This window comes from Rickettsia endosymbiont of Gonocerus acuteangulatus, assembly GCF_964026435.1.
Lineage (GTDB): Bacteria > Pseudomonadota > Alphaproteobacteria > Rickettsiales > Rickettsiaceae > Rickettsia.
The window spans coordinates 1,941,957-1,967,579 of sequence record NZ_OZ032147.1 but is presented as its reverse complement, the minus strand read 5'-3'; the positions used below and the strand labels follow the sequence as shown (position 1 = coordinate 1,967,579).

Sequence of the window (25,623 nt, the reverse complement as noted above, 5' to 3'; positions counted from 1 at the left end):
TTATTAGGTCACACCAACTTCTCTGGTCCCTTTTTCGTGCAATTTACTGGTCCCTTTTATTTTAGCAATGACAATATCTTTATTTAACTCTTTACGCACCATATCAAATATCTCTCCTAAGCTTCTTTCCTCTGCCATGTATTTAAATATATATTTAGTATTAGCTAATATCGACATTGAGATATTAACATTAATAAAAGTAATCCCCGCCGCAAGCAGCGGGGTATTTTAGAAGAAAGCTAGCTGATGATCCTCATGCAGTTTCTGATATTCCTTGCCTTGGTTTTTTACGTATTTTCCTATCATATTCTCATTTCCATGCTTACCTACCGTACTCGTAAAATATCCATCAGTCCAAAATTCTCCACCCCATAATTGTTTCTTTACCTGTGGACACTGTCTAAATATTTGACGAGCTGTAACACTTTTAATTGTTGTTACTATTTTTGTTACGCTATAGGTTGGTACAGATTGTACCAAAAAATGGACATGATCTTCATCAACCCCTATTTCTAAAAATTTTATTTGATATCTCTTTTCTATCTCTAAACATATTTCTCGTAATACTTGATCAACTGATACGTCAAACACTGCTCGGCGATATTTTGCTGGAAATACCATGTGATACAAGCAGTACCGTAACATTATGACTTTTATGTATATATTTGCTCATTCCGCCATATTACGCCGCAAGCGGCGGGGAATATACCCAAAAGAGATTTAATACGCCATTATTAATAGTAAAATTAATAACATTACTTATTGTTGAAGCATTAAATTCTAGATACTCATAAATTTGTTTAGCAAAATTAGTGATATTATAAAAATAAGGCACATTATCAAGATCATCAAGTGATGCTATACTGTCTTTTTGATTTGATATAGCATAAGTCATTAAGGTACTGACAGAGCGAGAGTATCATGTTATAGTAAGCAAATATTAACAAGCATGTAAAGAGATATGGCACGAGCATATGCAATAGAACTAAGACTAAGAGTTATAAAAGCTGTAGAAGCAGGGATACGAATAAGTAAGGTAAGTAAATTATTTAATGTAAGTCGTGATACTATATATAAATGGAAAAAATTAAAAGATAAGCAAGGTACTTTAGAAGCAGCAACTGGTTATCAGAAAGGACATAGTCATAAGATAAAAGATTCAGAATCTTTTAAAGAATTTTTTAAAGCTAATATGAATAAAACATCAAAGGAGTTAGCAAAGCAATGGGGTAATATTGCATCTGTAACTATTTTAAGACAAATCAGAAAACTTGGCTATAGCTATAAAAAAACTCATTTTCATCCGAAAAGAGATATTAAATTAAGAAATGAATTTATAGCAAAGATACAAACCATCACAAAAGACAAATTAGTATATCTTGATGAATCTGGAATAGAGGATAATGCTTGCAAAGAGTATGGATGGAGCATTATAGGACAAAGGTGTTATGGAGAAAAGGTGTATCAACATAAATTTAGAATAAGTATGATAGCTGGTCTTTGTAATGGTAATCTTATTGCTCCTGTAATATTTGAAGGTAATTGTAATACAGAGGTCTTTAAAACTTATATTAGGGATGTATTAATTACAGAATTACAACCTGGGCAAACCGTTATTATGGATAACATTAATTTTCATAAAAATTCTAAAGTTAAAGAGTTAATTGAATCCGTTGGTTGTACCATATTGTATTTACCAACTTACTCTCCTGATTTAAATCCTATAGAGCATTACTGGTTTAAGATAAAAAATGAAATTAGGAAAGTTGTAGGAGATTTTGAAACATTTTATGATGCTGTTTTTAATACTATTAAATTGTCAGTATCTTAATGATTTATGCTATACATAAAAAGAGTGTTTAGTAATATTACCAGTAAGTATTTCACAAATTGCTTCTTGAGTTACTTTATCCATTTTCTTAATTTTTTGCAAAAGGGATGAATCTTTTATATAATTTTCTGGTTTTAATAAAACTTTCTCAATCGGATCAAGATAATAAAAGTAATCCCCGCCGCAAGCAGCGGGGTATTTTAGAAGAAAGCTAGCTGATGATCCTCATGCAGTTTCTGATATTCCTTGCCTTGGTTTTTTACGTATTTTCCTATCATATTCTCATTTCCATGCTTACCTACCGTACTCGTAAAATATCCATCAGTCCAAAATTCTCCACCCCATAATTGTTTCTTTACCTGTGGACACTGTCTAAATATTTGACGAGCTGTAACACTTTTAATTGTTGTTACTATTTTTGTTACGCTATAGGTTGGTACAGATTGTACCAAAAAATGGACATGATCTTCATCAACCCCTATTTCTAAAAATTTTATTTGATATCTCTTTTCTATCTCTAAACATATTTCTCGTAATACTTGATCAACTGATACGTCAAACACTGCTCGGCGATATTTTGCTGGAAATACCATGTGATACAGCAGTACCGTAACATTATGACTTTTATGTATATATTTGCTCATTCCGCCATATTACGCCGCAAGCGGCGGGGAATATACCCAAAAGAGATTTAAACTAGCATTTTCTACAAATTTATATAACTCAGGAATAGAATAAGCTTTATCTTGTTTATACAAAAACATGTTATAAACTTCAGCTTCACTCAAATTTTTATAATTTGAAAATAACTCCCAACCTCTTTTATGCCAATTAGTAGCAGGCAAATTATCTAAAACTAATTTTCCGTTTATTACTTCTTCAACACGACTTTTAGCATCTTTATTTACCATTCTCATTAAATCTTGAATTTGATAAACACCGGTACGACCATATTTTGCGTATACCATCAAACCCATACCACCTTCTGGCTTTAAAGAATCCTTTAGATTTTTCAATCCTATATCGGGATTTGCTAAATGATTAAGTGCATCAGTACAATTTATATAATCAAATTTTCCAAGCTTTAAATTAGGTATATTTAATATAGAGTCATTAATCCATTTGATGTTTTTAAGACCACGTATTTCAGCACGTTTTTGTGCTATTTCCATACTAGACTTGTTTAAATCCAAATATATTATCTCAGCATTTTTATTTTTCAACTGATCTGCAAGATAAATAGCCGAATCACCTGCATTACCACCAACTACTAGACATCTAAAACCATTATCAAAATTTTCTTTACCTTTATATAAAAAATGATTTAACTCTCCTAGAAACTCACCGCAAACAGTAAGCAAACGTTCTTTTTCTTGATTCGGATCTTTAAATGGATGGGAATAATTTTGATAATGCTCTTCGACTTGGGCTAAATCTTTTGAAATTTTTGTAGAAGCATCTTTTATTTTTTTTAAATTGCTCATAAATATCATTTTTAAGTTATTATTACATCTTTTATAATTAACTGAATAGTGTAATTATTTTGCCAATTATTTGTCTTTAATGTTCCTAATACTGAAATATTATGTGCTTTAGGACTAAGTAATACCTCTTCCAATGAAGTACCTAACGAATTAAAAGCAATAGCTTGTAATGCCTTATTATTAGAACTTTTTTTATTCGGAGCAAACAAGCATCTTATATGCTTACTTCCCACTATATCCGCTTTTAATACAAATAAATTATCAAATTTAAATATAGGTTCATAATTACCTTGACCAAAAGGCTCTAAAGTACTTAATTCTTCCATTAAAGGTAGATGGACGCTACTAAGACTTAAATCAAGATCATATTCAGCTTGCTTATAGTTTTCTAATCTATTTAAACTAATTCTAAAAGCGTTATTTAAAAATTCTTGTAATTCTTGTATTTTTTCGGCAGCAACTGTAAAACCTGCTGCCATGGCGTGTCCTCCGCCTGCAATTAGTAAATCTTTGACTTTGGCATTGATAATCTCAGCCCCAAAATCAACACCTAAAATAGAACGACATGATGCTTTACCGATTCCGTCATTTAAGGCTATAACTGCTACTGGTTTATCAAATTTCTCTTTAAGTCTTCCTGCAACAATACCTATAACACCGGGATGCCATCCTTCTTTAACAATAAATAACAAACTATTATCTTGCTGCGTCTTAGCCATTTCCATTGCTTCTTCTATCATCAGCATTTCAATGACTTTACGCTCATTATTATGTTTCTCAAGCTCTTCAGCTAATTTAAGAGCTTCATTAGAGCAATCGGTAGATAATAGATTAGCACCTAAACTTGATTTTCCTACTCTACCACCAGCATTAATACGCGGACCTAAAATAAAACCTAAATGATAGCATTTTGGAATTTCATTAAGCCCTGCCATATCATATAACGTTTTAATACCAATATTTTGCCTTTGATGCATTATCTTTAAACCGCTCGATACAAAAGCACGGTTTAACCCAATAAGCTTTACCATATCGCACACAGTACCAAGAGCCACCAAATCCAAATATTTCATCAAATTAGGTGGAAGAATCTTGTCAAAATAATTCTGCTTCTTTAAATCTGATAATATCCCAGTTGCGAATAAAAAAGCAACCCCTACAGCTGCAAGATGTTTACACTCACTTGTCTCATCAACACGATTCGGATTCACTATAGCTACCGCTTCAGGTAATATTTCAGTAGCTATATGATGATCAATAACGATTACGTCAAGCCCTGCATCCTTTGCATATTTTAAAGCTTCATGAGCCATCGCACCGCAATCAACTGTTATTAATAATTCAGTGCCATTATCCTTAATTTTTTTCATAGCAGAAGGAGTAGGACCATAACCTTCAGCTATACGATCAGGGACATAAATATCACAAACAATATTTAAATCTTTGAAAACATTTTTAAGTAATGCTGACGAAGTAGCACCATCAACATCATAATCAGCAAATATACATATTTTTTGCTTATTTAAAATGGCTTTAATAGCTCTATCCACTGCCTTTTGCATATCAATTAAATGGAAAGGATCAGGAAGCAAATTTTTGATTTTCGGCATCAAAAAATCTTCTGCTTTGGTTATATCATCTATCCTTAAAGATATCATTCTAGCAAGCAAGTCACTGATTTTAAAACTACGGCATAATTCTGCGACTATCTCTTCGTTAACAGGTCTCCGCTGCCATATTTTGCCGTTTATTGATATTTTACCTTGTTCCATTTTTATATATTTTTTATATAAGCTAAGCTCCTAAGCTTACACCAATTAAATCGCTGGGTTCTTCAACAACTAAAATTGGATTTATTAAACCTCCATCATCATATGTAATCTTAGAATCATTTAGATTCTTTTGAAGATTTTTTTTATATGCATTAACATCTCCACTACCATCAGCATTTACAAATCCTGCTTTCTTAGCTGTTTATTCTGCTCTATACCTATTATAAGCTGTCGTATCTGCGTACCATCAGCATTTATAAATCCCACTTTCTTAGCTGTTTGTTCTCTCATATTCTTATTATAAGCTTTCAGATCTGCTGTACTATCAGACTTTACAAATCCTGCTTTCTTAGCTGTTTGTTCTGCTCTATACCTATTATAAGCTGCTTTCAAAGCAAAAATATCTTTGCCTTTTATATCTATACCTATTTTGTCTGCTTTATATGCCAAGCTTTTAGCTTTTAATCTTTCTTTTGCTAATTCTTGTCTACTTTTTTTATTACTAAATTTTTCTTTTATTTTTTTTACTCATATTAATATATTATATTTCCGAAAGTTTTTTTGCTTCATCATTGGCAATTAAAGCCTCAACAAATTCATCTAATTGTCCGTTAATTACCTCATCTATTTTATAAAGAGTAAGATTTATTCGGTGATCCGATACACGTCCTTGTGGAAAGTTATAAGTACGAATACGCTCCGAACGGTCTCCTGATCCTATTTGCTCACGTCTATTATCAGCTCTTTCCTGATCTTTTTTTCTACGTTCTTCTTCATATATTCTAGCACGTAAAATCTTTAATGCTTTAGCTTTATTTTTATGTTGGGATTTTTCATCTTGCAAAGCTACCGTAATACCCGTGGGTATATGCGTGATTCGGACAGCAGAATCAGTTGTATTAACGTGCTGCCCACCTGCTCCTGAAGCTCTATAAGTATCAATTCTTAAATCTTTTTCCTCAAGTTTAATATCAACATCTTCTACTTCAGGAAGTACGGCAACAGTAGCAGCCGAGGTATGAATACGCCCTTGCGATTCTGTTTCCGGAACACGCTGCACTCTATGGACTCCTGACTCAAATTTGAGCTTAGAGAATACATCTTTACCTTTTATCGAAGCTGAAACTTCTTTATATCCGCCTATACCTGTCTCATCAATAGATAATATCTCAAAACGCCAGCCTTTTAATTCAGCATATCTTTGATACATATTAAACAGTTTAGCTGCAAAAAGTGCTGCCTCTTCACCACCTATTCCTGCTCTAATTTCAATAATAGCACTTTTACTATCCGCTTCATCTTTTGGCAGTAAAGCTATTTTTACCGAACGTTCAAGACTTGGCAAGGAATCTTCAAGAGTGCGTATTTCTTCCTCTATCATTTCTAAAGTCGCCTTATCTAAACCAGGCTCTTGCTTAAAATTATTTGCCTCTTCGAGTTCAGCTTTGGCTTTATTATATTCCTTAATTTTTTGGACAATATCTTCAAGGTCAGCATATTCCTTGGAAGCTTTAACAAATTCTTCTCCTCCTATTCCTGAAGATAATTTTTCACTTAAATCCTCATATTTATCTAAAATTTTTGCTAGATTATCTGAAAAGGTTGAAATATTCATATTATTTTATTTGTGATTTATTTGTGGTGAGATTGTTATATCATGGTGGTATTACTGTGCGGAGTCTGTCATCCCGTGGCTTGTCCACGGGATCCAGTAAATAAGAAGTCTGAACACATTAAATTTAAAAAATTAAAAGCTCGATTCATCTCGCTTTATGCTGGATCTAGTTAGCAAGCCACGGGAGGCATTGCCTGCGTAGATCATTCTCACCCCTGTCATCCCGTGATTTATGAACTAGAGCCAGTTAAAAATACTAATAAAATTAGTATTTTTTATTATTTTCTGGATCTAGTTCCCAAGCAACTAGATGACTACCTTAGGGCGTTTTTCGATCTACGCAACAATGCCGCCACAGGATGACACAAAAAAATTTGTTACAACAGCATTAAAGCAGGGCTTTCTATAAACCTCTTAAATGCTGCTAAGAATTCTGCTCCAACTGCTCCATCTACTACTCTGTGGTCAGCAGAAAGAGTTACATCCATAATTGTTGCTATACTTATTTGATCATTTTTGACTATAGCACGTTTTGAGCTACTACCAACGCCCATTATACAACTTTGCGGCGGGTTAATTATAGCATTGAAATTTTTAATACCATACATACCTAGATTTGAGATAGTAAACCCTCCACCTTGGAATTCTTCGGGAGTTAATTTATTTTCTCTAGCTTTCTTGATTAGTCCTTTCATTTCACTAGATAGCTCTACAATATTTTTCTGGTTAGCATTTCTAATTATCGGAGTAACAAGTCCATTTTCAATTGCTACCGCTACAGAAATATCAACATTATTGTAATATCTAATAGCATCATCCCCCCACGATGCATTAGCGTTCGGCACTTCTTGCAAAGCTTTAGCAACAGCTAGAATAATAAAGTCATTGACTGATATTTTTGCGGATTTATCATCACCAAAAGACTTATTAATATCTTCTCTTATATCTAATAACTTATCAACATTACATTCTATTGATAAATAAAAATGTGGAACTGTTTGTTTTGATTCAAGAAGACGCTTAGCTATAATTTTACGTATATTGTTATTAGGTAGCAAGCGATATTCTTCAGGATTTCTACTAACTATCTTATTGCTTAAGGCTTTTGATCCGCCTTTATGCGATAATACATCTTGTTTGATTATTCTGCCGTGCAGTCCAGTACCTTTAATTTCTTCAAGTCTGACATTTTGGATTTTTGCGAGTCTTTTAGCAAGCGGTGAAGCAAATACCTTAATATTGTTTTGATTTGAAGCGGTCGTAATACTCTCTTCCTTAACGTTCTGAGGAGCTATAGTTTCAGCAGGTTTTGATATTTCTTCTTTTTTAGGTGAGTTACTGTTGTTTTTCGCTATAAATTCTTCAATTTCGGATGATTCTTCCCCCTCTTCGATTAATACTGCAATTAACGAATTCACAGGCACATTTTGACTACCTTGAGGAATAATTATTTTAGCAAGAATACCCTCATCTACTGCCTCTACTTCCATAGTTGCTTTATCGGTTTCGATTTCAGCAATCACTTCTCCTGGATTGATTTTATCTCCTTCTTTTTTTAACCACCTTGCTAAATTCCCTTCCGTCATAGTTGGAGATAAAGCAGGCATTAAAATTTTGATTGGCATAATTTGTTATAGTTTTGATTTTTTATTAGTATTTTTGGTTTATAGTAAATCAACATCGTCATTGCGAGGAGATGCGTAGCAGAGGGCGAAGGCAATCTCAGCAGGCTTAATAAAATTGCCGCGTCGGTTATTAAAATAACCTCCTCGCAATGACGTATTACATTACACCTTATTGTCAGAGCTAACTATCATTATCATTTGCTTGCCTTCCATTTTAGCCTGCTGATCGATTTTAGCAAGCCCTTCTAATCCTACTTCTATACGTTTAAATAATTCTTCACCAACATCCTTATGAAGGATTTCTCTACCTTTAAACCATAAAGAGATTTTTACTTTATCACCATCTTTTAGAAATTCTTTTATTTTCCTTAGTTTAGTTTCAAAGTCACCTATACTAATATTAGGCTTGAATTTCATTTCTTTAAGTACGACTATTTTTTGCTTTTTACGTGCTTCGTGCAAACGCTTTTTGCTTTCGTACTTAAATTTACCGAAATCTAAAATTTTACATACAGGAGGCTCAGCATTAGGCGATATCTCAACCAAATCAAGACCGACTCTTTCAGCCATATCAAGTGCTTGCCTAATATTTACGATGCCATGCATCTCACCATTTTCGCCTACTAAACGAACCTCTCTAGCTCTGATTTCTCTATTAGCTTTAGGAAAATTATTTTTAGAAATAAAACTACTCCGTCTTATGTTGTTTTATATTGCATTTAGCTTATTTTACTCTAAATTACAAGTAAATAAAATATTTTATCTTTATTTTTATATATTCTATTAAAAAAATGGGAAAGATATAATTAAACAAATACCGAAACTAATACAGCGACAATACCAAATATTGTTAGACAAACTCTAGTTAATTTGGCAACTTTTTCCTTTATTTTTAAATTTTGTAATTCTATCTCATGCTTATGAGCTTGCTCTTTTTGTGCCATATTTACTAACTTTTCTAAAGTACCTGGATAAATATTTTCATATTCAGTAACTGTATCAATTGGCGGCAATATATGCTCAAACTTTTTACGATAAAAATTTTTATCTATTTCATTAGAATTAAAATTCTTAGCATAACCTTTGTTTAATCTATTATTTTTTGTAAAAAAACTTTTAGTCTCTTTCATATTCTTTTATTATTTTTTGAAACGTGCATGCTAAATTATCTCTTACTATCTCAAAATAGTCAAACAATGCTACTTTTTTCTTTTGCTCTATATTGTTGCTTGTTTTGAATATAGTCTTTAATTCATTAAAAATCACTTTTATAGAGCTTTGTTTCATTATTATATTAAATGTGAATTTATAAAATCTTTGTCAGGTATTAGCGGTTCACCTCTAAAATTTATAGCATTATTAAATTTATTGCAACAAGTTATAAAATTTTTATCACATCCTGATATAATTTTACTTCTCTAGCATCCTTAACATAATCAGGTATAACGTCTTCTAATATAAACAAATTACCGAAGTTGCTTAAAACTTTACTACTAAAATTATTATCACAAAATATAATTTGACCACCATTGTAATAGCCATTTTCTTTATCTAAATTTTCTATTCTTAAACTTTCTTTTAAAATTTCTTTAATCTTGTATATCCCACTATATAAGCTTTTATCTATCTTGCATTTATTATCACCAAAACTCACTCTACATGTTTTGCTATATCTATTAATTATAGTTTGGTTATATTTTATTGTTTCAGGCTTTAAATGCATTTTAAAGTTTAAATCGTATTTTGTGTATAAAGTGCAATAATATGTAATAAAAAGGTCAAAAACATCATTATTATATAATATTATTTTAACAACAGCATTATTTAAATTCATTTCTGCCGTGATGCCTTTTTCTTCAAAAATACCCTCAATAATTACTTGATTCTGTGCTGAATCATTAAATTCTGCTTCTTTTAAATCTAAACCAGAATTAGGTAAAAAAATTATCTCCAAAACTTACGCTATGTTTGGTTCTAAATATCGTAAAGATGGAGAACGCAGCTGTTGTTGCATATAGTCATCTAAAAGCCCTAACTTTATTTGGTAAACCGTTTTACCGATTGTATTTGCAGTCCTTTTGAGAAATGCCCAAACTAAAAATGCACAACTAATATGACAAAACTTACGCTATGTTATAGCAAATATGCTAAAAACTCTTATTACACAGCAATGTTTTATAGTGAAGCACTTCATAATATCCCTTAATTCATGGGCATTATATCAAACATAGCGTAAGTTTTGATGATTACGTTGAATACGCTGTTTCCTGCATTGACAACGTTCTATCCCAGTAAGTTGCTTAATTTCTCTGTGCATGCTCTCAATTACCCATCGAAAGCCACACTCATCTTGTGCAGCTTTAGAAGATTTTTGAGTTTTGTTATTGGTAACAACATACTCAACTCTGTTGGTAGGAACAGTAAATTTAAACAAATTAACATGCTTATTTTTAGCAAAGCCTTTTATATGAATCTCTACTCCATGCCTGATCTCTTCATCTGAAAATGTCAACTTTTTTACAGCTTTATAAGGTTTAGAATCGTGCGTTTTACTAACGTTTCTATTGGCTTTAATAGGGGCATAATAATATTTCCCCAGAGAGTCAACATGTTGCATAATTTTGTGTGTAGAATACCATGTGTCAAAAAGTACTGTTTGAAAAGGAATCTTCTTGCTATAAACAGCATTATTTAACATGTTTAATAGGTGTTCTAGTTTTGTTGCTCCATCATGATCAGGTGCAAAAATTCGATAATCTATTACCCAAAACTTATTAATATCAGGGTTATAATATACCAGACTCACTACTCCTATACCTTTAGTAACTCTACCTATAGCTCCACTGTACTGCGATCTTGCAATTTCTATTTGCTTCGTATTCCTTTTATTTAAAACCGTATCATCAAATATTGTATATCCATTAGATGAAAAAATAACATCATTCTTGATGTGTTCCCATAACAAAGAAGGTGTATATTTTTCATTCCTTAAAAATCTATTAATAACATCATGACTACATTTCTTTGCATGTTCAGCGTAGTAGGTTAAACTATAATTCTTTTGGCTAACTATTAAAAATTGACAATAATCTGTCCTATTAATTGGTATTGCTTGCAACTTTATCCTCTTTGACATGTTTAATTATTTTTACAATAATTTATCACTTTTTTACTCATAGCGTAAGTTTTGATAATCTAACAACATAGGGTTCTTTTCTATTTTTAATAACTCTTGCTGATATAGCATAAATCATTAAGATACTGACAATTTAATAGTATTAAAAACAGCATCATAAAATGTTTCAAAATCTCCTACAACTTTCCTAATTTCATTTTTTATCTTAAACCAGTAATGCTCTATAGGATTTAAATCAGGAGAGTAAGTTGGTAAATACAATATGGTACAACCAATGGATTCAATTAACTCTTTAACTTTAGAATTTTTATGAAAATTAATGTTATCCATAATAACGGTTTGCCCAGGTTGTAATTCTGTAATTAATACATCCCTAATATAAGTTTTAAAGACCTCTGTATTACAATTACCTTCAAATATTACAGGAGCAATAAGATTACCATTACAAAGACCAGCTATCATACTTATTCTAAATTTATGTTGATACACCTTTTCTCCATAACACCTTTGTCCTATAATGCTCCATCCATACTCTTTGCAAGCATTATCCTCTATTCCAGATTCATCAAGATATACTAATTTGTCCTTTGTGATGGTTTGTATCTTTGCTATAAATTCATTTCTTAATTTAATATCTCTTTTCGGATGAAAATGAGTTTTTTTATAGCTATAACCAAGTTTTCTGATTTGTCTTAAAATAGTTACAGATGCAATATTACCCCATTGCTTTGCTAACTCCTTTGATGTTTTATTCATATTAGCTTTAAAAAATTCTTTAAAAGATTCTGAATCTTTTATCTTATGACTATGTCCTTTCTGATAACCAGTTGCTGCTTCTAAAGTACCTTGCTTATCTTTTAATTTTTTCCATTTATATATAGTATCACGACTTACATTAAATAATTTACTTACCTTACTTATTCGTATCCCTGCTTCTACAGCTTTTATAACTCTTAGTCTTAGTTCTATTGCATATGCTCGTGCCATATCTCTTTACATGCTTGTTAATATTTGCTTACTATAACATGATACTCTCGCTCTGTCAGTATCTTAATGACTTATGCTATACATCCTGTTTTCATATTTTTCCTGAGCAACATAAGGCATATACTTATCTTTTACCTTATTTCTTTTTAGCTCCATACTAATAGTGCTTTTAGACCTCGTAAGATGTTGTGCTATCTTATTAATACTGACTCCTAGGTCATACATTCTTTTTATCTCATATCTCTCTTCTCGAGATAAGTGTCTATATTTTCTGTTCATCATTACCTACAAAACTTACGCTATGAGTAAAAAAGTGATAAATTATTGTAAAAATAATTAAACATGTCAAAGAGGATAAAGTTGCAAGCAATACCAATTAATAGGACAGATTATTGTCAATTTTTAATAGTTAGCCAAAAGAATTATAGTTTAACCTACTACGCTGAACATGCAAAGAAATGTAGTCATGATGTTATTAATAGATTTTTAAGGAATGAAAAATATACACCTTCTTTGTTATGGGAACACATCAAGAATGATGTTATTTTTTCATCTAATGGATATACAATATTTGATGATACGGTTTTAAATAAAAGGAATACGAAGCAAATAGAAATTGCAAGATCGCAGTACAGTGGAGCTACAGGTAGAGTTACTAAAGGTATAGGAGTAGTGAGTCTGGTATATTATAACCCTGATATTAATAAGTTTTGGGTAATAGATTATCGAATTTTTGCACCTGATCATGATGGAGCAACAAAACTAGAACACCTATTAAACATGTTAAATAATGCTGTTTATAGCAAGAAGATTCCTTTTCAAACAGTACTTTTTGACACATGGTATTCTACACACAAAATTATGCAACATGTTGACTCTCTGGGGAAATATTATTATGCCCCTATTAAAGCCAATAGAAACGTTAGTAAAACACACGATTCTAAACCTTATAAAGCTGTAAAAGAGTTGACATTTTCAGATGAAGAGATCAGGCATGGAGTAGAGATTCATATAAAAGGCTTTGCTAAAAATAAGCATGTTAATTTGTTTAAATTTACTGTTCCTACCAACAGAGTTGAGTATGTTGTTACCAATAACAAAACTCAAAAATCTTCTAAAGCTGCACAAGATGAGTGTGGCTTTCGATGGGTAATTGAGAGCATGCACAGAGAAATTAAGCAACTTACTGGGATAGAACGTTGTCAATGCAGGAAACAGCGTATTCAACGTAATCATATTAGTTGGGCATTTTTAGTTTGGGCATTTCTCAAAAGGACTGCAAATACAATCGGTAAAACGGTTTACCAAATAAAGTTAGGGCTTTTAGATGACTATATGCAACAACAGCTGCGTTCTCCATCTTTACGATATTTAGAACCAAACATAGCGTAAGTTTTGCCTATTTAAAATCTTATTATTTTAAATAGGTTCTGTTCTACTTACTTATAGTATTTTCATTTTACCGCCAAGACCAACAGTAACTCTGCTGATGTTTGTGGTATTGCAAACTTGTTTTGCAAACTCTTTTAGTAAAGGCACAATTACTTTATCATCATTTAATGATTTTGTTTCATCTTCAATCTCATCTTCATCATTCTCCTCCTCATCCTCGTCTTCTTTCTCATTACGTAAATTTTCCCATGAATCTAAAACAAGGTTACCTAGCTTACTTAGCCATGCATATGCTTGACCAACTATATCAAAATTTTAATAATCAATTTTTCCATCTGAGGTAAATATTTCTGCATTTGGTTTAGCTGAATTCTTACTTTTTAGTAAAACATAAAAACCATTATTTTCTCTAGTAATTCCATCGATTACGCATCTTTCACTATGCCTACCAATAGATTGACAGTCCTTAACAATATGACCTAAAATATAAGCTCGTGGATCATTTATAGGTAATTTAACCAGATGATACCCATTTAATGATGTGCTACTATCAAGCTTGCAATCTAGATCTTTCCCATGAATTGTAATATTCGGCAAATTGTCAGAGTTCTTTTTTTGTTTTTCTATTTCTAAGCATTGATTAAAATCTTCTTCAGATAACTTATATTTAAGTGCTAATTCAGTTAATTCAGGATATTCATCAGCTTTTGCATAGGTTAATTGAGTTTGAAGAAATATTGCATCTTGTAAATTTTCTGGTGCTAAATGTATAGCAGTATCCCCTGCTTTTTTTTCTTCAATTCTATCGGAGACTGCAAATAATTTCATTGCCTCTTTGCCGTGTTTACTGATTAACTCTTGCCACTTTTTTTAAGTAACATGTTCCTTATTTTCAGGTAGAGAAAATGTTGCAAATGTATCGTGCAATGGCTTTTTAGCTTTTAAGAATCCGTTATCACTTAGAAAGCTTTGTAATTTAGCTAAAACATCTTGATTTTGAGCTATTTCTCCTCCTAAACAGACTGTTATGTCATATGCATGTTTATAAGCTAAGCTATCATTTTCTGTATTATTTTCTTCAATATAATCAGCTAAATTTGCTTAATTTAAATCTCTTTTGGGTATATTCCCCGCCGCTTGCGGCGTAATATGGCGGAATGAGCAAATATATACATAAAAGTCATAATGTTACGGTACTGCTGTATCACATGGTATTTCCAGCAAAATATCGCCGAGCAGTGTTTGACGTATCAGTTGATCAAGTATTACGAGAAATATGTTTAGAGATAGAAAAGAGATATCAAATAAAATTTTTAGAAATAGGGGTTGATGAAGATCATGTCCATTTTTTGGTACAATCTGTACCAACCTATAGCGTAACAAAAATAGTAACAACAATTAAAAGTGTTACAGCTCGTCAAATATTTAGACAGTGTCCACAGGTAAAGAAACAATTATGGGGTGGAGAATTTTGGACTGATGGATATTTTACGAGTACGGTAGGTAAGCATGGAAATGAGAATATGATAGGAAAATACGTAAAAAACCAAGGCAAGGAATATCAGAAACTGCATGAGGATCATCAGCTAGCTTTCTTCTAAAATACCCCGCTGCTTGCGGCGGGGATTACTTTTATTAAAGTCAAAAAGTTTATAAAGAGATTGTTGACATTTCTGAAATCTTAATTATCTTTAAGTAAATAATTTTGGAGTAAAAAAATGGCAAAAGAAATTATTATAGGGGGACAAGAACCCGAAAAACAAAATAAAGAAGAAATAAAATTTAACGATATTGGGATAAAATTAACGGAAGTTAATAATAATTTTGACAAAATATTAGAGAGTTTAAAAAAAGCAATAAGTAAAGATCCAACAAATAAAGCTCTTTTAAATGCTATGAAAGATTTTAATGTTATTAGTGAAGAATTCAAAAATCATACTGAAAATGTTAAAAATAATATTGATGAAATTATCTCGTCACCTATAAAAAATTTAGCTGAACATTTGGAAAAAAATACCCCTCTAGGTAAGTTACAAAAATTTGTAACTGATCAAGCAGAAAAAGCACAAGAAAAGTTACATAGTTCTTTAGATGAAAATAAGGTTTTGAAAGCTGCATGGGGAGTGGTACTTGCTGTATGTGAAGTAATAAAGGTTACTGTTAGTGCAGCTGTAAACTCTACCATAGCCAATGGTAAGCTTGCTACAAGTGTAAAGGATTTTGGAGCAGCAGTTAGTGATTCACTTCAAAAAAAACCAGCAACTGGTAGAGTACGTTAATTTACTATAAATTTTTTGCTATCACCCCGTGATTAATAGTACCGGACAGTTAGTTAAAAAATGTTATATTTTATTCAGGTATAGGTGACCTTATATGTCATTCTTAGCAACGGCGGGAATCCAGAAAAATTAACATAAAAGCAGCAAGCTTTTAAAATTAAAAGCTTGGGTATCTCGCTTTATGCTGGATTCCCGCTTCCGCAGGAATGACATTGAATAATAACTGTCCAGTACTATTAATGCCGCCACGGCATGACAGAAATGGAGCTGATCCAAGCATGCAACTCTTAAGCAGTATTAGCAACAAGTATATATTCTACAAACACTTGTCTTATCTCAGGCTGTCTATGATTATGAAACAAATATCTGTTAAAGAAATAGCTTGTTAAGCTTAAAGCTTGTCTTTTTTCTTCTAGAGTAATTTCATCTTTATCTGTAAGCAGAAATTTTGGCAAAGGTAATAATTTATCTTTATAAGGTGTTCCTACCTCATATGATACAGCTCTGCCTGATTTAGGTGATAGATAGGCTAAATCTTGCGTAGTATTGCTAACGCCGCATTTAGTAAAGTCAAGTTCATAACCCATTTCAGCAAGCAGTGCCAGCTCAAAATTAATATAATCACGAAAACAAAAATGCTTTGCTAGATTATCCAGATAGTTTATTAGCAGTGAGAAAAAATTATAATGCTCTTCTCTTTCGTGAAACAATTCTTTAATTAAAGATATAACAGAATTAAAAGCATACAGCTTGGCTTTACTTATAATAAAATGACCGGTATAAGATTTGATAAGCTCACATTTGGCAATTCCGATATGTTCATGAAGTCTTGCTTGCCATAAAAAATCTACTACATTACCTTCTTGATATATGAATTTACTTTTTTTCGAAGATTCCTTTGCAACACCTGAATATAAACCATGATTCTTAGTAAAAACTGTAATAATAAACGTATTTTCCTTTAACGGCTTTTTAGCAATTATTACTCCTATATCTTTTATATTCATGATTTTTTTAGTAAGGATTTAGCCTCATCCGAGTTACCTGTATATACTATATTTTTATAATTTAGTTTGATTGCAGTAAACAAAGCAGCATTGTCATCGTCAACATTCACAACAACATCTATAACTTTTTTAGGAAATTCTTTTTGTAAAGTTTTAAGCATATGATCAACTACTAACATACCATAATATTTTACACTGTTTTTTAGGTTTGTTAATACATATTCACCTTGTGTCGAAGATAAAAAATCTCGTGCATCTTCCAAGTTTGTTACTTCATAGGTAATATTCATTTTATTAACTCTTTTAGCTCTTTCAAATGCGAAATAGGAGTTATAAAATCAAAAGTTAAATTTTCTGATTTAGAACATATAATATTATTAAATCCGAGTTTTACGGCTTCTTTTATTCGTGCTTCTGCTTTGGCAGTTTTTCTTATTTCACCCGACAGGCTTATTTCACCGAAAAATACGCTATGCTCCGGTAGAGGCTTATTTGTAGCTGCGGAAATAAGGCTAGCTGCTACCTGCTAAATCCGATGCAGGTTCGTTTATCTTAAGCCCGCCTGCAATACTTAAATATACTTCGTAATTGGCAAGATTTAGTCCTATTCTGCTACTTAATACCGCAAGTATCATTGATAACCTGTTAACGTCCCAGCCGACAACAGCAGAGCGTCTAGGCGTTACCATATTTGACGGCACTATTAAAGCTTGCACTTCCATAAGTAGCGGTCTTGAACCTTCGATTCCAGCAAAAATAGCTGTACCTATCACATTTTGTTCTCGCTTCATCAAAAATAACTCGGATGGGTTAGTGACCTCGATAAGCCCGCTACTGCTCATCTCAAACACCCCTATTTCCCCAACTCCTCCAAAACGATTTTTATAAGAGCGTAAAATACGGAAATGGTTATTATGATCACCCTCGAAATATAGCACAGTATCAACTAAATGCTCAAGCAATTTAGGACCTGCTAGCTGCCCGTCTTTGGTTACATGACAGCTAAGTAGAATAATTATATTATTCTGTTTAGCATAATTAACAAGCTCATGAGCACAGGTGCGAATTTGGGAAACAGTACCAGGAGGGGAGGTTAATTCTCGTGTTGCGATTGTTTGAATAGAGTCGATAACCACTAAATCGATATTACCTTTATTTGCATCAAGGCTTGCTATAATATCTTCTAAATTATTAGCAGCTAAAATATTTGTTTTATCATTAACTAAATCTAGTCTTAAAGCTCTTAGCTTTATCTGATCAAGCGATTCTTCACCTGTTATATATAAGCATTTTACTTTTGAAGCAAAACTGCCGGCAACTAGCTGCAGTAATAAAGTAGATTTTCCAATACCAGGATCGCCGCCTATTAATATAGCAGAACCGAGTACTAAACCGCCGCCTAGCACCCTATCTAACTCACCAATTGGCGTAGAAATACGCACCTGATCAGTTACATTACTGGATAATTTTTCAAAATCTTGCTTACTTCCTATTTTGGCAATATTCTTATTTGAAATTACTTTTTCTTCAACAATACTACCCCATACCCCACAGTCAAAGCACTGTCCTGACCATTTAGGGCTAGTATTCCCACAATTAGAACAAATATAATGTTTTTTCTCTTTGGTCATGTTATTTTATTAATTAGCAACTCTAGATATTTCCATAGTACGAATGCGATCCTTTATATGAGACCATATATAACTAACTAGCTATAGCAAAAGTTCTTATTCTTTGCTCTTTAGCTTTCCAACCTTCATCTTCAGCAATTTCTAAATCATATTGATTTTGCATATTTATCAACCAACGAGGATTAACATTAAAATATTTGCCTAAACGGAGTGCTGTATCAGCAGTGATTGAGCGATGATGTTTAATTATATTATTAATTCGAGTAACAGGTACATCAATATCACGAGCAAGTTTGCTTTGACTAATACTCATAGGTTCCATAAATTTCTCGAATAGAATTTGTCCCGGTGATATAGGAGATAATTTTTTCGTCATAAATCCTTTACTAATTAATGATAGTCAACAATTTCAACATCATAAGCATTTCCGTCATGCTAAGAGAAGCAAATACGCCACTGATTATTAATATGAATACTGTATCACGTCATCCCCGCATGGCATTGCCCGCGTGGATCGAAAAGTACCCTCGGTGTCATCTAGTTGCTTGTACCTGCGGCATCCAGAAGAACAATAAAAAATACTAATAATATTAGTATTTTTTAACTGGACCCCGTGAATAAATCACGAGGTGACAGGGGGAAATGATCCACGCAAGCAAGCCTTAAGAGCTTTGTTGTATGGCTCGAAAAAAGTGTTCTATGTCATTCCCGCGTAGGCGGGAATCCAGAAAAAAAGTATAAAAGCAGCAAGTTTTTAAAATTAAAAGCTCGATTTTCTCACTTTATGCTGGATTCCCGTCTTTGCGGGAATGACATAGAACACTTTTTTAGAGTAAAGTCTATCAGAACAGGCAAATGACATAATCATCAAAACTTACGCTATGTTATAGCAAATATGCTAAAAACTCTTATTACACAGCAATGTTTTATAGTGAAGCACTTCATAATATCCCTTAATTCATGGGCATTATATCAAACATAGCGTAAGTTTTGTCATATTATAACATCTTTATAGTATTACCTCAAATAGAATGATAACATATATAAAATATTATATAATTTCAAGAAAATCTTTAGTTTATTTAACACTTAAAAAAGATACTATTAATTACATGATTTTCTTATAAAAAAAATATTACAAGCCATAACTTTCTTGATCTTCTTCTAATCCTCCTAAAACAGATGTATCTAGTCAAAACTTACGCTATGTTTGGTTCTAAATATCGTAAAGATGGAGAACGCAGCTGTTGTTGCATATGAAAATACTGAAAATTCAAGGACTAAGTAGAACAAAACCTATAAATTTTCTGCCCAAATTTCATTGGGGGTTTTATAACCAAAAATCTTTCTTGGCATGTTATTTAAAATCTCAGCAACATTGTCAAGACCTCTTTGTGTAACGGTAGTAATATCTGTATTTTTAGGTAAAATTCTATGAATCATAGAATTCATTTTTTCCACTAATGCTTTTTGTCTAGGATGGTATGGATCACAAAAGAAAGTTTGAAACCCAGATAGTCTATAGGCAACATGCCCCACAAACTCTTTGCCATTATCCATAGTAATAGTCTTTCTCACACTATTTGGAAGAGTTTTTATCTTTCTTAAAAAACCATTGGTAACTGTTGTAGCTCTCTTGGAGTTATTCAGCACTAAAATAATCTTTTGACTCTTTTTATCCACCAGTGCACCAATATTCATACTTTGATTACCTTTATGAAATGTAAGATCTGCCTCAAAATTCCCTACTTCTACCTTTTTCGTAGCTATTGCATCACGCTGATGTATTGAGATCCTTTGTGGTATAATGATCCTTTGATGCCTTGTCCCCCTTTCTTGCCTTTTATATCTTTTAGACGGTAAATAGCTATATAACTTTAATTTAGCTGCTACTGCAGAAGTGTAGACGAATCTATATATACTTTCTGTACTGATTGTCATTGCTAAAATAAAAGGGACCAGTAAATTGCACGAAAAAGGGACCAGAGAAGTTGGTGTGACCTAATAAGGTTAATGTGCAATATTCACTAGATAATTAAGCAAGTAAATATCTAGTGATACAATGATAAGAATAAATATGTATACAACAATTATCACCCTTTATAAACAAGGCAATAGTCAAAGGAATATTGCCAAACTAACAAGAACAGACCGCAAAACAGTACGAAAAATAATAAACCGCTATGTAGAGGCTGGTACAGAATCCCCAGCAATCTATGAACGATCTTCAGTTTTGGATTTTTGGCACGAAAAAATAATTGAGTTATTAGAAAAAAATCTGAGTTACATAAGAATTTTTGAGGAGTTAAAAAATCAAGCTTATACAAGCAGTTATACTTCTTTGACCCGTTATATCAAAAAATATAAAATTAAGGATAACAGTTGCATTCGTTTTCATACTTTAGCAGGAGAGGAAGCACAAGTAGATTTTGGTGACATAGGCTTACAGTATAATTCTAAAGGGCGTAGAGTTAAAGCATATGTATTTAATATGCGTTTAAGCTATAGTCGCCTTGATTATTATGAAGTAGTGTTTGATCAAAGTTGTCAAACATGGATTCAATGTCATATCAATGCATTTAATTATTTTGCTGGTAGTCCAAAAGTAATAAAACTTGATAATCTTAAAGCTGGAGTAGTAGATGCCAATTTTTATGAGCCAGTATATCAGAAGGAATATAAGTGCTTAGCCGATCATTATGGAATTTTACTTTCTCCTTGTCGAGTGTATCAACCGCAAGAAAAAGGCAAAGTTGAGTCGGGAATAAAATACGTTAAAAATAATTTTTTTGCTGGTCGTAAATTTGATAGATATGAAGAATTAACAAATGGTCTTGCAAATTGGTTAAATAAGGCCAATAGCCGAATACATGGTACTACTAAGAGAATACCTAGAGAACTGTTTGAGCAAGAGGAAAGAAGTAGTTTGATTCCTTTACCATTAGAAACTTTTGATTTGTCATCTTGGCATAATCGAAAAGTAGCAAAAGATTGTCATATTACCATAGATAATAATTATTACTCTGTACCAGCAAAATATATATACAGTGAGGTAATGGTACAATTGTCCCCAAAACTTGTTCAAATATTTTCTATACAAAATGATTTAATAGCAAGACACGTTAGAACAGAGGGCAAGGGGATATTTACCACTAATCCGTCTCATTATGCTAAATACAAACGTCTATGCCCAGGTTTTATAGAATATAGTGAACATTATCAACAACAAATGCAGCAGATAGGGAATAATTGCAGTTTATTATTAGAATCATTACAACAAACAAGAGTGAATGATTGGCAACGTTGTGCACGAGGTATCATTTCTTTACGTAAGGTTTACAATGATGACTTAATAGATAAAGCCTGTCATAGAGCACTACATTATGGTATAAGTTCTTACTCTAAAATTAAGAATATTTTAAATAGTAATGCAGTAAACTTACCATTACCAGAGTTTGGAGGTAATAATGCAGAACTTATTTAATGACCTACGAAGCTTTAGATTATCAGGTATAGTCAATAGTTTAAATGAAAGGATTATTTATGCTCAAAATAATAAACTAGGATTTAAAGAATTTCTATCACTATTATGTGAAGATGAAAAATCTAACCGTAAGGATAATAATTACCGTCGCCGTAAAAGTGCTGCTAAATTGCCGGTAACTAAAAATTTAGAAGACTTTGATTTTAATTTCCAACCAAGTGTTGATGCCAAAGTAATAAGTGATTTATCAACTTGTGATTATATTAATACTAAGGGAAATGTAATATTCATAGGTGATTCAGGAACTGGGAAAACTCATCTTGCCATTGGGCTAGCATTAAAAGCTTTAACACGAGAATACTCTGTATATTTTACTACGGTATCGGATATGCTTTATAATTTACATATTGCAAGAGCAGATAATAGTTATCACAAAAAGGTTAAATTACTCCTATCGTTTGATTTATTAATTCTTGATGAGCTCGGGTTTAAGCAATTGCCAAAACATTCAGTAGAAGACTTTTTTAATATTATTGCTAAACGATATGAAAATAAATCTACCATTATTACCACAAACAAGGATTTTGAAAAATGGAATGAAATATTTGCTGATGAAGTATTAACTCATGCAATTATTGATCGAGTGGTACATCATGCTCATATACTAAACATAAAAAGGTAAAAGTTATCGTATTAATAACTATAAATCTGGAGGTAATATGGCATAAAAATTTTTAAATATAGTGGTTCCTTTTTCGTGCAATTTACTGGTCCCTTTTTAATCTCTTTTGGGTATATTCCCCGCCGCTTGCGGCGTAATATGGCGGAATGAGCAAATATATACATAAAAGTCATAATGTTACGGTACTGCTGTATCACATGGTATTTCCAGCAAAATATCGCCGAGCAGTGTTTGACGTATCAGTTGATCAAGTATTACGAGAAATATGTTTAGAGATAGAAAAGAGATATCAAATAAAATTTTTAGAAATAGGGGTTGATGAAGATCATGTCCATTTTTTGGTACAATCTGTACCAACCTATAGCGTAACAAAAATAGTAACAACAATTAAAAGTGTTACAGCTCGTCAAATATTTAGACAGTGTCCACAGGTAAAGAAACAATTATGGGGTGGAGAATTTTGGACTGATGGATATTTTACGAGTACGGTAGGTAAGCATGGAAATGAGAATATGATAGGAAAATACGTAAAAAACCAAGGCAAGGAATATCAGAAACTGCATGAGGATCATCAGCTAGCTTTCTTCTAAAATACCCCGCTGCTTGCGGCGGGGATTACTTTTATTTGACAATGACAATAGTTAGCCAAAAGAATTATAGTTTAACCTACTACGCTGAATATGCAAAGAAATGTAGTCATGATGTTATTAATAGATTTTTAAGGAATGAAAAATATACACCTTCTTTGTTATGGGAACACATCAAGAATGATGTTATTTTTTCATCTAATGGATATACAATATTTGATGATACGGTTTTAAATAAAAGGAATACGAAGCAAATAGAAATTGCAAGATTGCAGTACAGTGGAGCTACAGGTAGAGTTACTAAAGGTATAGGAGTAGTGAGTCTGGTATATTATAACCCTGATATTAATAAGTTTTGGGTAATAGATTATCGAATTTTTGCACCTGATCATGATGGAGCAACAAAACTAGAACACCTATTAAACATGTTAAATAATGCTGTTTATAGCAAGAAGATTCCTTTTCAAACAGTACTTTTTGACACATGGTATTCTACACACAAAATTATGCAACATGTTGACTCTCTGGGGAAATATTATTATGCCCCTATTAAAGCCAATAGAAACGTTAGTAAAACGCACGATTCTAAACCTTATAAAGCTGTAAAAGAGTTGACATTTTCAGATGAAGAGATCAGGCATGGAGTAGAGATTCATATAAAAGGCTTTGCTAAAAATAAGCATGTTAATTTGTTTAAATTTACTGTTCCTACCAACAGAGTTGAGTATGTTGTTACCAATAACAAAACTCACAAATCTTCTAAAGCTGCACAAGATGAGTGTGGCTTTCGATGGGTAATTGAGAGCATGCACAGAGAAATTAAGCAACTTACTGGGATAGAACGTTGTCAATGCAGGAAACAGCGTATTCAACGTAATCATATTAGTTGTGCATTTTTAGTTTGGGCATTTCTCAAAAGGACTGCAAATACAATCGGTAAAACGGTTTACCAAATAAAGTTAGGGCTTTTAGATGACTATATGCAACAACAGCTGCGTTCTCCATCTTTACGATATTTAGAACCAAACATAGCGTAAGTTTTGTATTATTAATTGCCGCAGTTTGAAGTGCACTAAACAATTTTTCGGCGATGAAGGCCAACGTGCAACTTGCATCTTAGAAAGCTCAAGTAATTCCTTTAAAAATTCCGGTTTGCTTAAAACATCTTTAAAACTAGGCTTACCCTCAGCTCCAAGATATTTAGAAATTGGAGAATTCGGTGTAAATTTATCGACATTATTACGTACTAGATCAAGAAGCTTCAGGAAAAAGCTATTAAACATTTCCAAAGCCGGCGGAGGTGCCCAATCTAATTCTTGTTTAATTTGCTTTTCCGGAATATCGTTTACGTCTTTTTGATAAAAATTGCTTTTCTTATCACTTGCTTTAAGTTTGCGATAAGTTGTTTTTCTTACACATATTTCAGGGTTACTTAGCAAAAACTTTGGATCAATTCCAAGTTCGTTAATTATAAACTTAGCAATATAATTAACTCTGTCTAAATTAAACTTTTTTTGCTGGTTAGTTTTATCAAAAGAATCTTTTAATGCATTTACTATTAACTCAGTACTGTTATCTTTAAACTCAACTAAATCCTTAAAATTATCTTCAGAAAATCCTTCCCGCACAATTTTCCCGAGAACATATGCTCCTGTAGATATGACCATTGAATTATCTATAAGATTCATATCCTCATCAAGCGTTAGTGCAATGATCGGAGTTAGTGCCGGATTTTTACGATTTTTGTAACTATCCGAAAATTGAGGGCTCGCATTAAATAATTCATTAATTTTTTCTTCAATAGCAATTTCAGCTTCAGTCCAGTTTAAATAACCAAGATATAAATGCCAATGAACAAATATATCATAACCTGGTACGGCAGCTCGTAGTTCCTCTTTGTTAAACTTTTCAAACGGTGCATCCTGTAATAAAAAAAGAGCTTCTTTTTTACTTATTTCTTTATAAAATTCCTTTTGAGTTGCAGCATGTTTTTGTACATAAGTGAAATAACTATTTAAAGTTTCGTTTTTAGGAGGAGTTGAAAGCTCGATAATCTTCCATACGTCTAGAACATCTTTAACTTGCTTATCTGTCTGGTTATACATCAAAAC

General features: G+C 32.1%; 24 protein-coding genes and 7 pseudogenes. 8 read left to right on the top strand and 23 right to left on the bottom strand.

Annotated features, from left to right (window positions below; translation table 11 throughout):
• Window positions 1–3 precede the first annotated feature (3 nt).
• The 3 pseudogenes from AAGD55_RS12195 to AAGD55_RS12185 form a co-directional block, all read right to left on the bottom strand.
• Window positions 4–192: pseudogene (locus tag AAGD55_RS12195) on the bottom strand (hypothetical protein); the annotation flags it as partial.
• A gap of 36 nt (window positions 193–228) precedes the next feature.
• A pseudogene (gene tnpA, locus AAGD55_RS12190) lies at window positions 229–673 on the bottom strand (IS200/IS605 family transposase).
• A gap of 45 nt (window positions 674–718) precedes the next feature.
• A pseudogene (locus AAGD55_RS12185) lies at window positions 719–883 on the bottom strand (class I SAM-dependent methyltransferase); the annotation flags it as partial.
• A gap of 78 nt (window positions 884–961) precedes the next feature.
• Between AAGD55_RS12185 and AAGD55_RS12180 the strand changes: the two are divergent.
• Window positions 962–1,831 (top strand): IS630 family transposase, encoded by an 870-nt coding sequence (locus AAGD55_RS12180; RefSeq protein WP_341790894.1) that lies wholly within the window; start codon window positions 962–964, stop codon window positions 1,829–1,831.
• A 12-nt stretch (window positions 1,832–1,843) separates the two neighbouring features.
• On the opposite strand, the pseudogene AAGD55_RS12175 reads toward AAGD55_RS12180, so the two are convergent.
• The 13 genes and pseudogenes from AAGD55_RS12175 to AAGD55_RS12115 all read right to left on the bottom strand — a co-directional run.
• Window positions 1,844–1,996 (bottom strand): annotated as a pseudogene (locus AAGD55_RS12175) (class I SAM-dependent methyltransferase); the annotation flags it as partial.
• Between the two features lie 35 nt (window positions 1,997–2,031).
• Window positions 2,032–2,475 carry an IS200/IS605 family transposase gene (gene tnpA / locus AAGD55_RS12170; protein ID WP_341790826.1) on the bottom strand — a complete coding sequence of 148 codons (444 nt, stop codon included), beginning with the start codon at window positions 2,473–2,475 and terminating at the stop codon, window positions 2,032–2,034.
• An 18-nt stretch (window positions 2,476–2,493) separates the two neighbouring features.
• A pseudogene (locus AAGD55_RS12165) lies at window positions 2,494–3,315 on the bottom strand (class I SAM-dependent methyltransferase); the annotation flags it as partial.
• Between the two features lie 11 nt (window positions 3,316–3,326).
• Entirely contained in the window at window positions 3,327–5,087 is a 1,761-nt protein-coding gene (recJ, locus tag AAGD55_RS12160; RefSeq protein WP_341791645.1) for a single-stranded-DNA-specific exonuclease RecJ, read from the bottom strand.
• A gap of 177 nt (window positions 5,088–5,264) precedes the next feature.
• On the bottom strand, window positions 5,265–5,537 hold the full coding sequence (locus tag AAGD55_RS12155; protein ID WP_341791644.1) for a hypothetical protein: 273 nt from the start codon (window positions 5,535–5,537) through the stop codon (window positions 5,265–5,267).
• A 91-nt stretch (window positions 5,538–5,628) separates the two neighbouring features.
• Entirely contained in the window at window positions 5,629–6,702 is a 1,074-nt protein-coding gene (prfA, locus tag AAGD55_RS12150; RefSeq protein ID WP_341791643.1) for a peptide chain release factor 1, read from the bottom strand.
• Window positions 6,703–7,079: 377 nt separating this feature from the next.
• The gene (locus tag AAGD55_RS12145) at window positions 7,080–8,327 is read right to left on the bottom strand and encodes a pyruvate dehydrogenase complex dihydrolipoamide acetyltransferase (protein WP_341791642.1); all 1,248 of its coding nucleotides are present in this window, start codon (window positions 8,325–8,327) and stop codon (window positions 7,080–7,082) included.
• A gap of 162 nt (window positions 8,328–8,489) precedes the next feature.
• Window positions 8,490–8,975, bottom strand: a complete 486-nt coding sequence (gene infC, locus AAGD55_RS12140) for a translation initiation factor IF-3 (protein WP_341792605.1) — start codon at window positions 8,973–8,975, stop codon at window positions 8,490–8,492.
• Between the two features lie 158 nt (window positions 8,976–9,133).
• A complete protein-coding gene (locus tag AAGD55_RS12135; RefSeq protein ID WP_341791641.1) occupies window positions 9,134–9,457 on the bottom strand; it encodes a DUF2335 domain-containing protein in 324 nt (107 codons plus the stop codon).
• A gap of 159 nt (window positions 9,458–9,616) precedes the next feature.
• Window positions 9,617–9,792, bottom strand: a pseudogene (locus AAGD55_RS12130) (phage BR0599 family protein).
• 756 nt (window positions 9,793–10,548) lie between these two features.
• On the bottom strand, window positions 10,549–11,463 hold the full coding sequence (locus tag AAGD55_RS12125; RefSeq protein WP_341791640.1) for a transposase: 915 nt from the start codon (window positions 11,461–11,463) through the stop codon (window positions 10,549–10,551).
• Window positions 11,464–11,580: 117 nt separating this feature from the next.
• Window positions 11,581–12,450, bottom strand: a complete 870-nt coding sequence (locus tag AAGD55_RS12120; protein WP_341791639.1) for an IS630 family transposase — start codon at window positions 12,448–12,450, stop codon at window positions 11,581–11,583.
• A gap of 63 nt (window positions 12,451–12,513) precedes the next feature.
• Window positions 12,514–12,732, bottom strand: a complete 219-nt coding sequence (locus AAGD55_RS12115; RefSeq protein WP_341791638.1) for a helix-turn-helix domain-containing protein — start codon at window positions 12,730–12,732, stop codon at window positions 12,514–12,516.
• A 60-nt stretch (window positions 12,733–12,792) separates the two neighbouring features.
• On the opposite strand from AAGD55_RS12115, the gene AAGD55_RS12110 reads away from it, so the two are divergent.
• Entirely contained in the window at window positions 12,793–13,842 is a 1,050-nt protein-coding gene (locus tag AAGD55_RS12110; RefSeq protein WP_341791637.1) for a transposase, read from the top strand.
• A gap of 315 nt (window positions 13,843–14,157) precedes the next feature.
• Here AAGD55_RS12110 and AAGD55_RS12105 read toward each other — a convergent pair whose 3' ends face one another.
• On the bottom strand, window positions 14,158–14,670 hold the full coding sequence (locus AAGD55_RS12105) for a hypothetical protein (protein WP_341791636.1): 513 nt from the start codon (window positions 14,668–14,670) through the stop codon (window positions 14,158–14,160).
• A gap of 329 nt (window positions 14,671–14,999) precedes the next feature.
• On the opposite strand from AAGD55_RS12105, the gene tnpA (AAGD55_RS12100) reads away from it, so the two are divergent.
• Window positions 15,000–15,443 (top strand): IS200/IS605 family transposase, encoded by a 444-nt coding sequence (gene tnpA / locus AAGD55_RS12100; RefSeq protein WP_341790826.1) that lies wholly within the window; start codon window positions 15,000–15,002, stop codon window positions 15,441–15,443.
• Between the two features lie 117 nt (window positions 15,444–15,560).
• Window positions 15,561–16,121 carry a hypothetical protein gene (locus tag AAGD55_RS12095; protein WP_341791635.1) on the top strand — a complete coding sequence of 187 codons (561 nt, stop codon included), beginning with the start codon at window positions 15,561–15,563 and terminating at the stop codon, window positions 16,119–16,121.
• 287 nt (window positions 16,122–16,408) lie between these two features.
• Here the strand turns inward: AAGD55_RS12095 and recO are convergent, their stop codons facing one another.
• From recO to AAGD55_RS12070, 5 genes and pseudogenes are all read right to left on the bottom strand, one after another.
• Entirely contained in the window at window positions 16,409–17,128 is a 720-nt protein-coding gene (gene recO, locus AAGD55_RS12090) for a DNA repair protein RecO (protein ID WP_341791634.1), read from the bottom strand.
• Window positions 17,125–17,418 (bottom strand): hypothetical protein, encoded by a 294-nt coding sequence (locus tag AAGD55_RS12085; protein ID WP_341791633.1) that lies wholly within the window; start codon window positions 17,416–17,418, stop codon window positions 17,125–17,127. The genes recO and AAGD55_RS12085 overlap by 4 nt, the downstream gene beginning before the upstream one ends.
• Window positions 17,415–18,759: pseudogene (radA, locus tag AAGD55_RS12080) on the bottom strand (DNA repair protein RadA). Before radA ends, AAGD55_RS12085 begins: the two are co-directional and overlap by 4 nt.
• 73 nt (window positions 18,760–18,832) lie before the next feature.
• Window positions 18,833–19,135 carry a HigA family addiction module antitoxin gene (locus tag AAGD55_RS12075; protein WP_341791632.1) on the bottom strand — a complete coding sequence of 101 codons (303 nt, stop codon included), beginning with the start codon at window positions 19,133–19,135 and terminating at the stop codon, window positions 18,833–18,835.
• A 920-nt stretch (window positions 19,136–20,055) separates the two neighbouring features.
• Window positions 20,056–20,700: an IS30 family transposase gene (locus AAGD55_RS12070; protein WP_341791631.1), complete on the bottom strand. Its 645-nt coding sequence runs from the start codon at window positions 20,698–20,700 to the stop codon at window positions 20,056–20,058.
• A gap of 136 nt (window positions 20,701–20,836) precedes the next feature.
• Here AAGD55_RS12070 and istA point away from each other — a divergent pair, with 136 nt between their 5' ends.
• The 4 genes from istA (at window position 20,837) to AAGD55_RS12050 (ending at window position 24,549) form a co-directional block, all read left to right on the top strand.
• Complete coding sequence (gene istA, locus AAGD55_RS12065; protein WP_341791630.1) at window positions 20,837–22,243, top strand: IS21 family transposase; 1,407 nt, start codon at window positions 20,837–20,839, stop codon at window positions 22,241–22,243.
• A complete protein-coding gene (istB, locus tag AAGD55_RS12060; protein ID WP_341791629.1) occupies window positions 22,227–22,925 on the top strand; it encodes an IS21-like element helper ATPase IstB in 699 nt (232 codons plus the stop codon). The genes istA and istB overlap by 17 nt, the downstream gene beginning before the upstream one ends.
• Window positions 22,926–23,071: 146 nt before the next feature.
• Window positions 23,072–23,515: an IS200/IS605 family transposase gene (tnpA, locus tag AAGD55_RS12055; RefSeq protein WP_341790826.1), complete on the top strand. Its 444-nt coding sequence runs from the start codon at window positions 23,072–23,074 to the stop codon at window positions 23,513–23,515.
• Window positions 23,516–23,556: 41 nt separating this feature from the next.
• Window positions 23,557–24,549 (top strand): transposase, encoded by a 993-nt coding sequence (locus AAGD55_RS12050; protein WP_341792604.1) that lies wholly within the window; start codon window positions 23,557–23,559, stop codon window positions 24,547–24,549.
• Here the strand turns inward: AAGD55_RS12050 and AAGD55_RS12045 are convergent.
• Window positions 24,529–25,620 (bottom strand): hypothetical protein, encoded by a 1,092-nt coding sequence (locus AAGD55_RS12045; RefSeq protein WP_341791628.1) that lies wholly within the window; start codon window positions 25,618–25,620, stop codon window positions 24,529–24,531. The two genes, AAGD55_RS12050 and AAGD55_RS12045, sit on opposite strands and share 21 nt — an antisense overlap.
• Window positions 25,621–25,623: the final 3 nt, after the last annotated feature.